The 15,557-nt window shown below is 45.3% G+C and carries 15 protein-coding genes; 7 read left to right on the plus strand and 8 right to left on the minus strand.

Going from position 1 to position 15,557, the window contains the following annotated elements; translation table 11 throughout:
• Positions 1–6: 6 nt before the first annotated feature.
• The 4 genes from NCI00_RS14755 to NCI00_RS14770 all read right to left on the minus strand — a co-directional run bounded on the left by NCI00_RS14755 (position 7) and on the right by NCI00_RS14770 (position 5,086).
• The gene (locus NCI00_RS14755) at positions 7–2,109 is read right to left on the minus strand and encodes a prolyl oligopeptidase family serine peptidase (RefSeq protein WP_253528760.1); all 2,103 of its coding nucleotides are present in this window, start codon (positions 2,107–2,109) and stop codon (positions 7–9) included.
• 97 nt (positions 2,110–2,206) lie between these two features.
• Positions 2,207–2,662 carry a hypothetical protein gene (locus NCI00_RS14760; RefSeq protein WP_166556472.1) on the minus strand — a complete coding sequence of 152 codons (456 nt, stop codon included), beginning with the start codon at positions 2,660–2,662 and terminating at the stop codon, positions 2,207–2,209.
• Positions 2,663–2,888: 226 nt separating this feature from the next.
• Positions 2,889–3,338 carry a nuclear transport factor 2 family protein gene (locus NCI00_RS14765; protein WP_253528762.1) on the minus strand — a complete coding sequence of 150 codons (450 nt, stop codon included), beginning with the start codon at positions 3,336–3,338 and terminating at the stop codon, positions 2,889–2,891.
• Positions 3,339–3,373: 35 nt separating this feature from the next.
• On the minus strand, positions 3,374–5,086 hold the full coding sequence (locus NCI00_RS14770; RefSeq protein ID WP_253528764.1) for a GMC oxidoreductase: 1,713 nt from the start codon (positions 5,084–5,086) through the stop codon (positions 3,374–3,376).
• Positions 5,087–5,289: 203 nt separating this feature from the next.
• Here NCI00_RS14770 and NCI00_RS14775 point away from each other — a divergent pair, with 203 nt between their 5' ends.
• Positions 5,290–6,144: a M48 family metallopeptidase gene (locus NCI00_RS14775; RefSeq protein ID WP_253528766.1), complete on the plus strand. Its 855-nt coding sequence runs from the start codon at positions 5,290–5,292 to the stop codon at positions 6,142–6,144.
• 65 nt (positions 6,145–6,209) lie between these two features.
• On the opposite strand, the gene NCI00_RS14780 is transcribed toward NCI00_RS14775, so the two are convergent.
• Both NCI00_RS14780 and NCI00_RS14785 read right to left on the minus strand, forming a co-directional pair.
• Entirely contained in the window at positions 6,210–6,641 is a 432-nt protein-coding gene (locus NCI00_RS14780) for an acyl-CoA thioesterase (RefSeq protein ID WP_253528768.1), read from the minus strand.
• A 25-nt stretch (positions 6,642–6,666) separates the two neighbouring features.
• Positions 6,667–7,377, minus strand: coding sequence for an RDD family protein (locus tag NCI00_RS14785; RefSeq protein WP_253528771.1), 711 nt, complete (start codon positions 7,375–7,377; stop codon positions 6,667–6,669).
• Positions 7,378–7,486: 109 nt separating this feature from the next.
• On the opposite strand from NCI00_RS14785, the gene NCI00_RS14790 reads away from it, so the two are divergent.
• From NCI00_RS14790 to NCI00_RS14805, 4 genes are all read left to right on the plus strand, one after another.
• Positions 7,487–8,434: a stage II sporulation protein M gene (locus tag NCI00_RS14790; protein WP_253528773.1), complete on the plus strand. Its 948-nt coding sequence runs from the start codon at positions 7,487–7,489 to the stop codon at positions 8,432–8,434.
• Positions 8,435–8,474: 40 nt separating this feature from the next.
• Entirely contained in the window at positions 8,475–9,362 is an 888-nt protein-coding gene (locus tag NCI00_RS14795) for a hypothetical protein (protein WP_253528775.1), read from the plus strand.
• A 142-nt stretch (positions 9,363–9,504) separates the two neighbouring features.
• Positions 9,505–10,941 carry a pentapeptide repeat-containing protein gene (locus tag NCI00_RS14800; RefSeq protein WP_253528777.1) on the plus strand — a complete coding sequence of 479 codons (1,437 nt, stop codon included), beginning with the start codon at positions 9,505–9,507 and terminating at the stop codon, positions 10,939–10,941.
• A gap of 135 nt (positions 10,942–11,076) precedes the next feature.
• The gene (locus tag NCI00_RS14805) at positions 11,077–11,799 is read left to right on the plus strand and encodes an RluA family pseudouridine synthase (RefSeq protein WP_253528778.1); all 723 of its coding nucleotides are present in this window, start codon (positions 11,077–11,079) and stop codon (positions 11,797–11,799) included.
• A gap of 78 nt (positions 11,800–11,877) precedes the next feature.
• Here the strand turns inward: NCI00_RS14805 and glyA are convergent, their stop codons facing one another.
• Together glyA and rnhB are read right to left on the minus strand one after the other, a co-directional pair.
• On the minus strand, positions 11,878–13,164 hold the full coding sequence (gene glyA / locus NCI00_RS14810) for a serine hydroxymethyltransferase (protein WP_253528779.1): 1,287 nt from the start codon (positions 13,162–13,164) through the stop codon (positions 11,878–11,880).
• A gap of 105 nt (positions 13,165–13,269) precedes the next feature.
• Complete coding sequence (rnhB, locus tag NCI00_RS14815; protein WP_253528780.1) at positions 13,270–13,845, minus strand: ribonuclease HII; 576 nt, start codon at positions 13,843–13,845, stop codon at positions 13,270–13,272.
• 159 nt (positions 13,846–14,004) lie between these two features.
• On the opposite strand from rnhB, the gene NCI00_RS14820 reads away from it, so the two are divergent.
• Positions 14,005–14,793, plus strand: a complete 789-nt coding sequence (locus tag NCI00_RS14820) for a polysaccharide biosynthesis/export family protein (RefSeq protein WP_253528782.1) — start codon at positions 14,005–14,007, stop codon at positions 14,791–14,793.
• A gap of 11 nt (positions 14,794–14,804) precedes the next feature.
• Entirely contained in the window at positions 14,805–15,545 is a 741-nt protein-coding gene (locus tag NCI00_RS14825) for a tyrosine-protein phosphatase (protein WP_253528786.1), read from the plus strand.
• Positions 15,546–15,557: the final 12 nt, after the last annotated feature.

Genomic DNA, 15,557 nt, shown 5'->3' on the forward strand with positions numbered 1-15,557 from the left:
TGAATGTTACTTCCAGCTAAGTCCCATGTTATAAAACATAAAAGCGTAAATATCAGCCGTTTGCTCCAACGACTTAGCGGTATTGCTTGCACCGTGTCCACTGTTTACGTCAACCCGAATCAGAAGAGGATTTGTGGTGGTTTTGGCGGCTTTGGCCTGCAATTCAGCAATGTATTTAAACGAATGCGCTGGCACCACGCGGTCGTCATGGTCGGCGGTAGTAACGAGCGTTGCAGGATAATTAATGCCTTCTTTGATGTTGTGCAAAGGTGAGTAGGCGTACAAATTTTTGAAATCCGTGGCATTGTCGCTGCTGCCGTAATCGGCAATCCAGTTCCAACCGATGGTAAATTTATGAAAACGAAGCATATCCATAACGCCCACTTGCGGAAACGCCACTTTGGCCAAATCAGGCCGCTGATTCATGACTGTTCCGACCAGCAGGCCGCCATTAGAGCCACCACGCAATGCCAAACGGGCGTTGGAGGTATATTTTTGGGCAATGAGGTACTCCCCTGCCGCAATAAAATCATCAAACACATTCTGTTTTTGAAGCCGCATTCCTGCTTCGTGCCATTTATCACCGTATTCGGCCCCGCCGCGCAGATTGGCCTGAGCATATACGCCGCCATTGTCCAAAAATGGAATCAATACGGGACTGAAACTAGCCGTCAGGCTGATGTTAAATCCACCATAGCCGTACAAAATAGTGGGATTCGTTCCGTCCAATTTTAGTCCTTTTTTATAGACAATAAACATCGGAATCTTGGTACCGTCTTTGCTGGGATAAAACACCTGCTTTGTCTCATAATCAGCGGGTGTAAAGGCCACTTCAGGATTACGGAACACGGTACTTTTCCGCGATGCAATGTCATAACTAAAAATCGTGGGAGGGTAATTGAAAGAAGAAAACGTATAAAAAACCGTTTTGTCTTCTTTTTCACCACCAAAACCACCCGCTGAGCCTAAGCCAGGGAGCGGCACTTCATTTTCGAGCTTTCCGTTCAAGTCGTACACATAAGCGCGGGTCGTTACGTCTTTGAGGTACGTCACAAACATCTTCCCACCTGCCGTACCTGCGCCCTGCAATGGTTCGGGTTTTTCAGGGAGAATTTCTTTCCAATTTTTTTCGTCAGGATTGGCTGGGTCAAAAAGTACGACACGCTCGTTTTTGGCATTTTTATTGGTACGCAGCAAAAATTTATTGCCCACGTTATCGACAATCGAAAACTGATCGTCTGTAATTTCAGCAACTACGGGCTTAAACTCTTTTTGGCCATTTTCGCGATAATAGAGTGCATTTCCATCTTTTCCTTTGCCTCTATCTGAAATATTCAGGAACGAAAACCGCTCATCCTCACTTACATACACCCCGTGAAAACGCTGAGGGTTCGCTTTGTCTTCATACACCAATTCATCCGCTGCCTGCGCGGTTCCTACTTTGTGAAAAAACACTTGGTGATTTTCATTTTTTGCCGCCAATGCGCTGCCTTCAGGTTTGGGATAACGGCTATAGTAAAAACCATTTCCTTGCCACGAAGCCCCCGATACTTTTACCCATTCGATTTTGTCGGCGAGCATTTTCAGGGTTTTCATATCCATAATTTGGTATTCCTGCCAATCGGAGCCACCCTGAGAAAAACCACAAACCGCATAATCTCCTTTTTTGGACAAACTAAATACCGTTAGCCGGGTGGTACCGTCGGCCGAAAGTTTGTTTGGGTCCAGCACCACTTCGGGCGCACCGCTCATTCCTTTTTGGCGGTACAACACTGACTGATTTTGTAATCCGTCGTTTTTATAAAAATAAAAATACTCTCCCTTGCGGCGCGGAGCCGAATATTTGGGGTAATTATATACTTTTTCCAATTGCTGTTTGATGAGGCCTCGGTAGGGTATTTTTTCCAAATATCCGAAAGTGACCTTATTTTGCTCCGTTACCCAGGCTTTGGTATCGGCGGCGTTATCGTCTTCGAGCCAACGATAAGGATCGGCTACTTTTGTACCATGATAATCATCGGTTTGTGCTACTTTTCGGGTAGTGGGATAGTTCATTTGGGCGTGTAGAGTGACGGAAAACAGGGCGAGAAAAATAAAGGGTTTTATCATTGGGAATACGCGTTTGGATGAAGTGTTTGGCAAAAATAAAAAATGTCGCCCTCTTGTCAGAGAACGACACCTAAATAGTTTATTTTGATCCCCTTTTTTAAGGTGATACCAATGTATAGTTATTAATGGTTCCGCCCGTTTTTTGACTTCCAGAGGTGCGGGTCATAACAAATTCCGTTTCAGTGGCCGAGTTTATCGTAAACTGAATGGTTCCGTTGGTGCCTGTTGGCTGTGGTGTCAAATTCTTTAATATTAGGGTGTTACCAGCAGTTGTTTCCTGCACTTCCCACTGACCCGTAAAAGTATTTCCATCCCACTCTTTCAAGGTCGCGGAGGTAGGGCTGCTCAAATCCAACCGAAAATTAAGATACCCTGGTGTTGGGTTAGTAGCGGCGCCCTTGGTATACACTACGCTCGAACCATGCTTAATCAATTGCGCGCTCCACACTCGTCCGATAATTTCGCTTAAAGGTTTAGGTTTCTTCTTGCAGCTTGAAACCACCACGGTACCTACCACTGCAATCATTACAAAAACCGTAAAAAAACGTTTCATAAATAGTTACTATTTTAAGTAAAATTGATTCTTCACAATTAACTCACTATACAAAACCCACGCCAAAGGTTTAATATTGCGCTCGAATATCAGTTTTTTTCAAAAAACTTACAAGCTTTCGACGCAAAACCTATTCAATGGTACTTTTAACTCGTCTTATATAACCAAGACGAAAAAAAGAGGACATACGTTGCAGGGCTACGTCTTTTTTAATTTAGGCTAGTTCTCACGGCAAACGAAGTGATTGCCACGTAACCATTTGCCACCCTTCCTTGCGCTTAACGTACACATCTGTAAAACGAAAACGAGTATTAAGTTGTTGGCCATTGCTGACTACTTTGGCAGTACATACCCCCGTAATCACGGCCGTTTTATCATAAATCCGCACTTTCAGCTCATCAGGTGTCATTTCGTTGTAGACTAATTTACCGTCTTTCATAGACTGAATGAAGGAAGCCTTTGTGTCAATCAATCCGCTGGAATGGCAGTAAACTATATCTTCACCCATTACTTGGTTCAGGTATGCATAATCTTTGCTGACCAATGCGGCAAAACGTTTTTTCTCAATATCGGCAACCAATGTCTCTTTGGATGTTTGAGACAACGCCACGTAACTTTTAAATACCCAGAGCAGCAAAATGGCCCCGATGAGGGTAAACCTTGATAGATTTTTCATTTTCAATCAAATTATTGGAAAACTAATGCACAAAACTACAAATTCTTTTTCTTCATTTCCTCAACGGCGTGATTAGCCGCCCGGGCCGTAAACGCCATAAACGTCAAGGAGGGGTTCTGGGTGCCGATGGAGGTCATGGCCGCCCCGTCGGTAACAAATACATTTTTACAGGCGTGCAATTGATTCCATTTATTGACCAGCGAGGTTTTGGGGTCAGCCCCCATCCTTACACCACCCATTTCGTGAATATCCAGTCCAGGATTACGTTTATCATCTACCAAACGAATATTTTTAAAACTTGCTTTGTCCAACATTTCGGCCACTGTGGTATGAAAGTGTTTAATGATTTTCAGGTCATTGTCATCATATCCTACCGACGTAATCAACTGCGGAATACCGTATTTATCTTTGTGGTCTGGGCTGAGTCGTAAATGGTTTTCAAACTTCGGAATTGTTTCGGCCTGAATCTGCACGTACAAATGCCACGGACCAGGCTGGCTATTTTTCTCTTTCCAGTCGGCTCCAAAGCCTTCTTGCCCCGCTGCATTTCCCCAGCCACCACGGGCCGCACTCAGCGCCACGAGATACCCCCGCAAGAAGTCAGTTTCTTGTTTATGCACATTCTGATAACGTGGCATAAAACCCGACGTTGGCCGCCGACCAAAATAATATTGATCTTCAAAGCCATCAATATCGGCATAAACGTTCCCGCGATAATTGTGAAAAGCCACAAAATGGCCGAGCAGTCCATTGTCATTTCCCAGCCCTGCCGAAAAGCGGTTGGAGGTTGAATTGAGCAAAATCTGGTTGCTTGCCAAACAAGAAGCATTCAAAAAGATGATTTTTGCGTAATATTCAATCACCTCTTTGGTATTGGCATCAATAATCCGGACGCCTGAGGCTTTACCCAGTTTTTCGTCATAAATAATGGAATGAACCACCGAATGTGGCCTAAGTGTAAGCTTTCCCGTTTTGCGTGCCGCTGGCAAGGTAGACGATTGTGAACTAAAATACGCACCAAAAGGACAACCCCGGTAGCACAAATGCCGCGCCTGACACTGCGCCCGGCCAAGGGCCGTATGCCAAGGCTGTGGCTTGGTGAGGTGCGCACAGCGACCAATGATAAGGTGACGGTCGGTATAATTAGCGTTCAGCGATTTTTGCAGGTGCTTCTCAACGCAGTTTAATTCCCACGGGGGTAAAAATTCCCCATCGGGCAACCCCTCCAATCCGTCTTTATTGCCACTGATGCCAGCAAAACGTTCTACATAACTGTACCAAGGGGCCATTTCATCATAGGTAACAGGCCACGGAACAGCAAAGCCGTCGCGGGCGGGCCCTTCGAAATCAAACTTACTCCAACGCTGCACTTGCCGCGCCCACAAAAGTGATTTACCGCCTACCTGATACGCCCGAATCCAGTCAAAGGGTTTTTCCTGAATATAGGGTTGCTCAGCATCTTTAGTAAAAAACTGCTGTGTGGCTTCGTCCAACGCGTAGCACTTACTTGCAATGGGGTTCTCTTCCCTAAACGACGGTGGAAGGCGATTGTGGTGCTCAAACTCCCACGGATTTTTCATGGCCGTGGGGTAATCAGTGATGTGGTTTACATCGCGCCCACGCTCTAACATCAGCGTACGCAAGCCTTTTTCACAGAGTTCTTTGGCCGCCCAGCCGCCCGATATACCCGACCCGATAACGATGGCGTCGTAAGTGTTTTGTTTTTGAGCGTTGATATTCAAATACATATAGAAACGGTTTCTTTTATAAACAACTACAAAAAGTAAATTCAGGAACTCGAAGGTACTAAGATTTATGATGGGAATAAAAAGTGTGGATGTGTAAATAATTCCACATTTTCCTGCCCTACTGGCACACTTTTTTAGAGCATTCTCTGTGCAGCATTATTTATTCGCTGCCTTATTCGAAATTCACTAATCTCTACATCAAAATGAAACGATTCATAATTGCGTCTATAGCATCGTTGGTTTTCGTGGTTGCGTGCCAAAAAGTGCCCCTCACGGGCCGTAATCAGTTGATGCTTATCAACAGTAAAGAACTGTTACCCATGAGTTTTACTAGCTACAAAGAGGTGCTCGACACCAGCAAAGTGCTACGAAGCGGCGCTCAGGTAGAAATGGTCAAACGCGCTGGGCAACGCATCAAAAAATCCGTTGAAGCATATTTGACTGCTAATAACTACAGTCAGGTATTGGAAGGATTTCAGTGGGAGTTTAACGTCATCGAAAACAAAGCCGTCAACGCTTGGTGTATGCCCGGTGGAAAAGTGGTTTTTTACACAGGTATTTTGCCCATTTGCCGCGATGAAACGGGTATTGCCGTGGTTATGGGTCACGAAATATCACACGCCATTGCCAGTCATGGCGCTGAACGCATGAGCCAGGGATTGCTCGCACAAGGAGCGCTCACTGCTGGTCAAGTGGGCTTGGGTGTTGCGATGGCCAACAAGCCCCAAGAAACCCAAAACATTTGGATGGGACTGTACGGGATAGCGGCCCCAGCGGCGGCCAGTGTGGGGTATATTTTACCCAATAGCCGCAATCAGGAAAGTGAAGCCGACCGTTTGGGACTTACGTTTATGGCTATGGCTGGCTATGATCCACGCGCTGCCGTTGATTTTTGGCAACGGATGGCGCAGGCAAGTGGTGGTCAGAAACCTCCACAGTGGCTCTCAACCCACCCCGCTGATAATAGCCGCGTATCCAACCTTCAGAAGTTGATGCCCGATGCAGTGAAGCTTTACAACAAATCGACCGGAAATACTAAATCAACGGGAAGACGATAGAAAATACAACGTCGTCGAGGTTTTGAACGGGGACGCCTAATCCTCGACGACGTTACGACATTCTCTTAACTTTTCAAAAGTCGTGCTCTGATGGCCTCTGGAATAGGGGCTTTCTTTTTTTGGGCATAGTCATAAAATACCACCCGGGCAACACCCTCGGCAGCGATGCGCTCATGGCGCGTACTGATAATCAGTTGTTGCAATTGTATACTGAATTCATCCACCGACTCAGGTTTGACCCGCGACGCCACCACAACCGTATCAGGATACGTGACAGGAAACTTATAGCGGCAGTTTATTTCGGCTAAAATAGGTCCAATTCCTTCTGGTAAGGCCGCTAATTGTAAAAAATCACTAAAAAAACGAATTCGGCCCGACTCCATATAACGCAGGTACGAAACATTGTTTACATGCTGCATGGCATCCATATCCCCCCACTGAACGGGCAGTTCGAGGTAAGAAGGATAGTCTTTGATAAATTCCTGAATAAAAAGCATGTTTTTAGGGGTGTTTCAGATTCAATCAATTATTTTCCTGAGCAGCCAAATACGTGTAATCGTTGATGATGGTCAGCAGAAAAGTACGCGGCTCGGTGATATTATTGATACTCAGTACATTCGACACCTTTTCGACCGTTTGGGCCGTCAATTCTTCATTACGTCTTCTAAGTACCTGCCGAATGGTTTCAATATCACGGTCAGTTAATTGTGCGGCTTCTGCATACGTAACTTTATAATCTTCAGGAAGTTCCTGATATACCACTTGGCTGAGCTGTACGCGTTTGGTTGTTTTTATGACAGTAGTACCCGCCGCAATGTCGCCTATTCGCTGGCCCTTTCCATTGGCCGCTATTGCAATAATGGCCACAATCGGCGTAAAAATACCCGTGTCAATAATCAACAATAGCCACCGCAACAGGTAGGCGCTAAGTGTTGGTTTGTTGCCGTCCAAGCGCACCACCCGAATATTCATGGCCCGTTTTCCCAACGTTTGCCCATTTAAAAAATATTCGGCAAGCAAAGGATAAAGTAAAACGGGCAAGATGATGGTTAAAACCATCAAAAACATGGATTGATCATCGCCCAGTTTGAGCAAAGAAAACAACCCAAACCACGCCATAGCCCACCCCAAATAAATCAATCGGTCGATGATGGTCGCCAAAATACGGTCTCCCACACTGGCTGGTTCATATTCTAATTCAACATTTTGGGAAGTTTGGATACGGACTGACATTTTTTCGGGTGGAAAAGGATGAATTTGTGAATGAGTGAATAGTTTTTTATAACTTTTCCGCAAAATAGACAATTCGTTTATTTACTCATTCTATCATTTATTCATTTTAATGAAAGAAGCTGTTTTTGTCAAACGAAATACGGAAAAGTGGCACGAATACGAGTCTACCCCCGCCCACGACCCCGACCAGCTTACGGAGCGATTCATTGAGTTGACTGATGACCTTTCGTACGCCCGGACGTTCTATCCAAAGTCCACCGTAACGCGTTATCTCAACGGGGTGGCGGCTCAGTTTCATCAAAAACTCTATTCCAACCGCCAAGAAGACCGCAACCGTATTGCCGCTTTTTGGAAATACGAACTGCCTCTGTTGCTGTTTGAATCGCGGTTTAAGTTGTTGTATTCATTCTTGTTTTTTTTCGGTGCGTGTATTCTGGGCTGGCTATCGGCAGCCCACGACGATACTTACGTAAGACTCATCATGGGCGATGCGTACGTAAATCAAACCCTCGAAAACATTAAAAATGGCGACCCGTTAGCTATTTATGGCGGTACAGGCCAAGCCGATATGTTTATGCAAATCACCGTCAACAACATTAAAGTTTCGTTTGTTGCGTTTGCGCTAGGGGCTTTTTTCTCATTTGGCACCATCGCTGTACTATTCCAAAATGGCGTTATGTTGGGTTCTTTTCAGTACTTTTTCTTTGAGCGCGACCTGCTATTGACTTCTGTTCTGAAAATATGGATTCACGGTACGCTCGAAATATCGGCCATTGTGATTGCGGGATCTGCTGGATTGGTAATGGGCCACAGTTTACTTTTCCCCGGCACTTACAGCCGGCTAGAATCCTTTAAACAGGGCGCAAAAAAGGGCATGAAAATTGTAATTGGCTTGGTACCCGTCTTTATTGCTGCGGGTTTTTTAGAAAGTTTTATTACCCGGCTTACCCTGCATCCCGTAGTTAGCAGCGTCATTATTATTGCTTCGGCCCTGTTTATCGTGTGGTATTTTGTTCTTTACCCGCGCAAAATTTACCGACAAACGACCCTCTCTTAATTTCCTCCTAACGAACCATCTCCTCTTAACTTTCTAACCGATGAAACCACCTATCCAATTACAACAGGAGCGCGATTTTGGACAAAAAATCAATGTAACATTTGAGTTTATCATCCAGAATTTCAAGCCGTTGATGCTTTCTCTTTTGTACATTGCGGGCCCACCAGCGCTGATTGGCGGCTTTTTTATGGGCGCGTACCAGTCCAATATGCTCTCACTCCAACAGCAAATCTTAGGCTCCGACGACGTCGACAGCTCCCTTTCTAGTATCTATTCTATGGGTTCATCCATGTTGCTACTGTTCATCTTTTTGGGAGCGGCGGGGCTAGCTGCCACGCTAGTGGTCAACGCTTACTTGATTGAGTATGAAAAAGGAAACCGAGATATTACGCCCGAAATCATGTGGAATCGGGTGAAAGAACACATTGGAAAAGGCGTAGGATTCAGCATTGTGATGGTAGCAGCGGTGATTGTAGCAACGATGTTTTTTCTCCTTCCGGGCATCTACGTGGGAGTTACGCTCTCGCTAATGTACATGGTCATGATGCGCGAAAACCTGGGTTTGGAAGCTACGTTTCGCCGGTGTTTTTATCTTATTAATGATAAATGGTGGTCTACATTTGGGCTGTTGATGATTATGGGAATCATCTCAGGTATTATCGGTTATGTATTTCAGATTCCGACGATGATTGTTACGTTTTCTTCTATTCTTCAAATCGGCGATGGCATCAATACTTTCTGGACTACCGTGGGCGGGGTAATCGGAACCGTGGGTTCTGTTCTAGTGCGGTCATTGGTGCTGGTAGCAGTAGGATTTCAGTATTATAATTTAGTAGAACGTCGGGATGGTTCGGGGATTATGGGCGCGATTGAAGACATCGGCAAAAACGACACACCGAGAATTGACCGCCGAGAAGAAGAGTTTTAATAATGAATGGAGGATACGTTTTGTCAGAAGAATTACGGACTTCACCCCCTCGATACATTGATTTGTCAAAAACAAACCGCCTGTTTGCTTATTGATTTTTATTTTTATTGAAATACATGCACCACGAATCCGTTGTACAGAAATGAAATCGGCCTCGCGCGACCAAATTTACGAAGACCTCAAAAATGCCCGTTCCAATTTTCGTAAAACGGAGATAACGGGCATGGATTTGAGCGGAATGGATTTGTCGGGCGCAGATTTTCGATTTTCTGATTTGTCAGGGGTTAATTTCAGCAATTCAATTTTAAAGAAAACAAACCTCAGTTTTTCCAACCTTGACGATGCCAATTTTGAAAATGCTGACCTGACCGATGCCAATTTGAGCTTTTCGTCATTGGTCGAGACCAACCTCACCAACGCCAAAATTGCGGGTGCAAATTTCAGTTTCTCCGGCATCAGCAAACGAAACCCCACCGACCGTTTTGCCTCTCTTACCCATTTTTTATATCGAACAGGCTGGTTTGGGACCGTCATCGGGATTTTTATCGGGGCATTTATTTTCTACGGAGTCAGTGCGGTCATTTATTTTACGCACCAGATTCTGACCGCCTCCGACCCGCGCTTGGCCATGCTCAACCAATACATTGTTGGCAATAATATTTCTGGTGGAATCATTACAGTCCTCATAACCAATTGGCTCTCTGGCCCATTAGAAAAGTATTTTAAAGCCACTTGGATTCAACACTTGACACTGTCGTTGATTGTGGGAATTGGCTATTTGGGCTTAATAACATTTTCTTATTTTCAATTCGGCGACAAAATCATTAGCGATGTGCTGGAAAAATTCCCCAATCAAGTCACCAACAGCGCTCCTTGGTACGTGTACGTCCTGTGCCCGATTTTTGTCGCCAACGTTTTTCATTATTTTCAAAAACAGGGCAAACAGCTTACGCTCATTATTACCGAGCAAGAACTGCAACTTTCGGAATTGGAAAAATCAAAAACCAAAGCCGAATTGGAAGCGCTTCAGGCCAAAATCAACCCTCATTTTTTGTATAACTCTCTCAACAGCATCGCAAGTTTGGTTCATATTGACCCCGACAAAGCCGAACAGATGACGTTGCTGTTATCGAAATTATTCCGATACGTGACCAATAAAAAAGCGGATTATTTTGACTCCCTCGACAACGAATTGGAAATGGTCGCAACCTACCTCGAAATTGAGCAAGTACGCTTCGGTGACCGTCTGTCCTTTAAAATAATTGTTCGCGACGAAACGCTCCGAAACATACCCGTTCCCCGTTTTTTAATTCAGCCCGTGGTTGAAAATGCCATCAAACACGGCATTGCGCGTATTGCCGACCGCGGCGTGATTGAAGTCCGAGTCACTAAAGAACAAAACCTGCTGCGAATTACGGTCCATGACAACGGCCCTAGCTTTCCCGAGCCTATCAGCGGCGGGTATGGTTTGCAAAGTGTTCAGAACAAACTCAAGCTGCTGTATGGCGACAAAGCGGCGGTGTCCCTCCAAAATCTTCCCCTCAAGCAAGTCATTCTTGACTTGCCTTTTGCGCCGTAGTTGGTAAGTCGTCAAATAAAAGGCTAATTTTGTGGCAATTACTAAAAAACGCACCATTCTAAGCAAGGTTCGGAATTCCCAACCGCTTCTTTTGGTTTTGATTTTATCCTCCCACAATAGCAGGACTCCCAATAAATGACAAAATTTGATTTTAAAGATTTGATATTGTTTGAAAACGAAGATTACATCGTTATCAATAAACCACCGCACGTAGCCACCATTAATGAACGTACCGCCGACAAGTCGGTGAGTATTCTTCGGATGGCCAAAGAATATAGTTTTGACGCCCAGGTAGGACACCGATTGGATAAAGAAACCTCTGGTGCATTGGCTATCGCTAAAAATCCCGAGGCCTACCGCCATTTGGCCATGCAGTTTGAACACCGCGAAGTGACCAAGCGCTACCACGCCGTGGCCAACGGCCTCCACGATTTTGACAGTATTTCGGTGTTTTTACCGATTTCACCCGTAAAAGATGGCACCGCCGTAAAGATTGACCGTCAAAAAGGAAAGGCGGCCGAAACCGTATTTTTTACGCTCAAAGCCTTTCGCCGACACACATTGGTGGAATGTATTCCCATCACGGGCCGAATGCACCAGATACGTATCCACTTGCAATGCCTCAAAGCACCCATCGTGTGCGACCCAACCTACGGCGGAGCCAACGTGCTTTTGTCTTCGTTGAAAAAGGATTATAAATTGAAGCAAGAGACCGAAGAGCGTCCCATCATGCAACGAGTAGCACTGCACGCTTTTTCGCTGTCGTTTCAGTTGATGAATGGCGCAACCATTAAAGTAGAAGCCCCTTATCCCAAAGACTTTGCAGTATTGGTGAAGTTGTTGGAGAAGAATAGTTAAGTAGGCAGTTTACAGTAGGCAGTAGAAAAACAAAGTTTTGTATTAATTACTGCCTACTGTAAACTGAAGACTGATTACTTATAAATAGAGAGGCACTTTTGCCATCCAGTCGTTTACTTCCTGCTTTACGGCTTCGATTTTTGCGTCGTTGTCGGCATTCATTAATACCGTATCCATCAAATCAACAATGCGCTCCATATCGGCTTCTTTGAGGCCACGAGTGGTCATGGCGGGCGTTCCGACGCGCATTCCCGAGGTGACCATCGGTGATTTAGTATCAAACGGCACCATGTTTTTGTTTACCGTAATATCTGCCTTGATAAGGGTATTTTCGGCCAACTTACCCGTCAATCCTTTGGAGCTCAAATCAATCAACATCAAGTGGTTATCTGTACCTCCTGAAATAATTTTGTAGCCTTTTCCTACAAACGCAGCGGCCATAGCCTGCGCGTTTTTACGTACCTGAACGGCATATTCGGTATAATCATCGCTCAACGCTTCGCCAAAAGCTACGGCTTTGGCCGCAATCACATGCTCCAACGGGCCGCCCTGCGTCCCTGGAAATACGCCAGAGTCAAGCAACGACGACATCATACGAATCTCTCCTTTGGGGGTAGTGATACCAAATGGATTGGGGAAATCATTCCGCAACATAATCACCCCACCGCGTGGTCCGCGCAGGGTTTTGTGCGTAGTCGTGGTTACGATGTGGCAATGCTCAAGCGGGTCATTCAATAGTCCTTTGGCAATCAGACCCGCTGGGTGCGAAATATCCGCCAAAAGAACCGCGCCGATTTGGTCAGCTATGGCCCGTAGACGTACATAATCCCAATCGCGGCTGTAAGCAGAAGCCCCGCAAATCATCATTTTGGGACGCTCTTTGAGGGCAGTAGCCTCTACTTTGTCCCAATCAATCAGTCCGGTTTCCTGCTCTACTCCGTAGAAAAACGGCTGAAAATATTTACCAGAAATGTTGACTGGTGAGCCGTGGGTCAAGTGACCACCGTGCGCTAAGTTGAAGCCTAAAATTTTATCACCGGGCTGCAAGCACGCCAAAAACACTGCCGTGTTGGCCTGAGCTCCCGAGTGGGGCTGTACGTTGGCCCAAGAGGCTCCAAACAATTCTTTGAGGCGGTCAATCGCAATCTGCTCAATTTGATCTACTACTTCGCAGCCACCGTAGTAACGTTTGCCGGGCAAGCCCTCGGCGTATTTATTGGTCAACACGCTTCCCTGAGCTTCCATTACTTGCTTAGAAGTAAAGTTTTCGGAAGCAATCAGTTCAATACCCGACTCTTGGCGGTGGTGTTCTTTAGCGATCAAATCAAATATTTGGGTGTCGCGCCCTGTTGTCGTAGCAACCATTGGATTTACAATTTGGGATTTACGAAATACAAAATGGGGAAATGTTTCGGCAAAGGTACAAAGACGCGTTAAAACTTACAGTGTTATTCTGTAAACCTTTGAAATTCATATTAACTTAAATGACATCCGATGGTGTGGACAGGGGCCAAACTCCTCAATGGCTCGCCGATGAACAGGAGTAGGATAACCCACATTTCTGGCCCAACCATACTGTGGGAATTCTTCGGAAAGCCGCTCCATGAGGTCGTCTCGGTAGGTTTTTGCCAGCACCGACGCCGCCGCTATACTCATAAACTTAGCATCTCCTTTCACAATACAAGTATGCGCTACAAAAGGGTAAGGCGTAAAACGATTGCCATCAACCAACAAATGTTCGGGGCGCAGCGCCAGCTGATCTAGCGCACGGTGCATAGCCAAAAAACTAGCTTTTAGAATATTGATTTGGTCAATTTCTTGATTAGAGACCTCCGCTACGGCCCAAGCCAATGCCACTTCGGTGATTTCGTTACGCAATTGGTTACGCTGCACTTTGGTGAGCTGCTTAGAATCATTGAGCAAAGGATTCGTGTAGTCTTTTGGTAAAACAACGGCCGCCGCAACCACGGGGCCCGCCAAACATCCACGGCCTACTTCGTCGAGCCCAGCTTCAATGAGATGTGGATGATAAAAAGGTTTCAGCATGTTATTTTTAGAAAATAAAACGGTTGCAATAACAGACATTGACCTTCAAACAGACGTATATAATTTAAGGTCATAGCTTTGACGTCGGTCGCAATTTTGGTCTGGCGGGCAATTTACTTAATTTTGTTTCGAGGTTATATCTCCTTTTCTATTTTTGCTATGCGTTTAACATTATTATTTATACTGTTGTGTTTTCAGGTTGTGGCCCAAAAAAGCGCCACTGACACCCTAAAAACAAGCGGAATTATCAGTACAAACTATTTTGGGATTCCCAAAGACACCTCCGTTTATCGTATTAAAGTGGGCGATAAACTCCGTATTCAGAGTCTAAATGCCCTCGAAATCATCTATCCGCAAGGTGGAAATATTACGGTGGGAAATTCTCCTATGACGGGCGGACAGGCAAGCGTTACGCCCGCGTATCTCGCTACGGTAGATTTAAAAGGCCAAATCATTTTGCCCCAAGTGGGGCGCATCAGCCTGACTGGACTTACCAAAGCCGAAGCGGCAGCGGCAATAGAGAAGCAATATCAACAATTGATAAATAACCCCGTTTTTGACGTTGAAATCACCAATCGTCGTATTCAGGTGTTGGGAGCGGTGGCCAAGCAAGGAGTCATTACGATGGATATGGAAAAAATAACCCTGGGAGAAGTCATTGCAATGTCGGGCGGAATTGATTTTACCATCGCTGACAATACCATCAAGTTGATTCGCACCCGCTCAGGTATGCAACAAGAAATCAGTTATGATGTTCGCAATCTGAGCGACCCAGCCGTGGCCAACATCCCGATTTTTGATGGCGACTATGTGTTTGTGCCCCCATCCAAAAGCAGTTTAAGGGTGATAAAAAACCAAAAATTCTCCAGCATTTTACAACCTATTGCCCTAACTTTAAATGCAATAGCTATATTACTGGGGCTTTACATAACCATCAGCCGAAACTGATTCCACCCTCTATGTTTTCGTTTTTAAAAGGTTCCAAAAGCAAATCTCCGCAGGCCGTATCGCTGGCAGCCATCGAAAGCGATTGGCATTGCCACATCTTGCCCGGAATTGACGATGGCAGTCAAAACGAAGAACAGAGTTTAGAAATGCTGCATTATTATGTACAAATGGGTATCAAAAAAATAGTGGCTACCCCTCATGTACGGGCCGATTTTTATAAAAATACCCACGAAACAATCACAGCCGCTTCTCAAAAAGTACAAAACCTGATTCAAACGCATAACTTGCCGTTGGTTTTAGAAGCGTCGGCGGAGTATTATGCCGATGAAAACTTTTTTGAACTCATCACACACGGTCAATTATTACCCATTGAAAATCAGTACATTTTGTTTGAATTACCCATGCAAAACGCCAGCCTTTGGGGCGTTAAGTTGGCCGAAATGCTTCAGAAAAAGGGTTATACCCCCCTTTTAGCCCATCCTGAGCGCTATCGTTATTGGCACAACAAACCCAAAGAATGGAGTCTTTGGAAAAACAGCGGGGTCTGTTTTCAACTCAATCTATTATCCTTGACGGGGTTTTACGGAGCGGCCGAACGGCGGGCCGCCGAGCAATTGCTGGAAGCAGATTACATTGATGCCGTCGGAACGGACGCCCACGGACTACGGCATTTGCAAAAATTAAGTGAATTGACGCAAAATCCTCTCTTTGAGAACATACAACAATTACCTTTGCTCAACCGTCTGGGCTAAAAAGTTTTGGTG

The organism is Runella salmonicolor, assembly GCF_024158025.1.
GTDB classification, from domain to species: Bacteria; Bacteroidota; Bacteroidia; order Cytophagales; family Spirosomataceae; genus Runella; species Runella salmonicolor.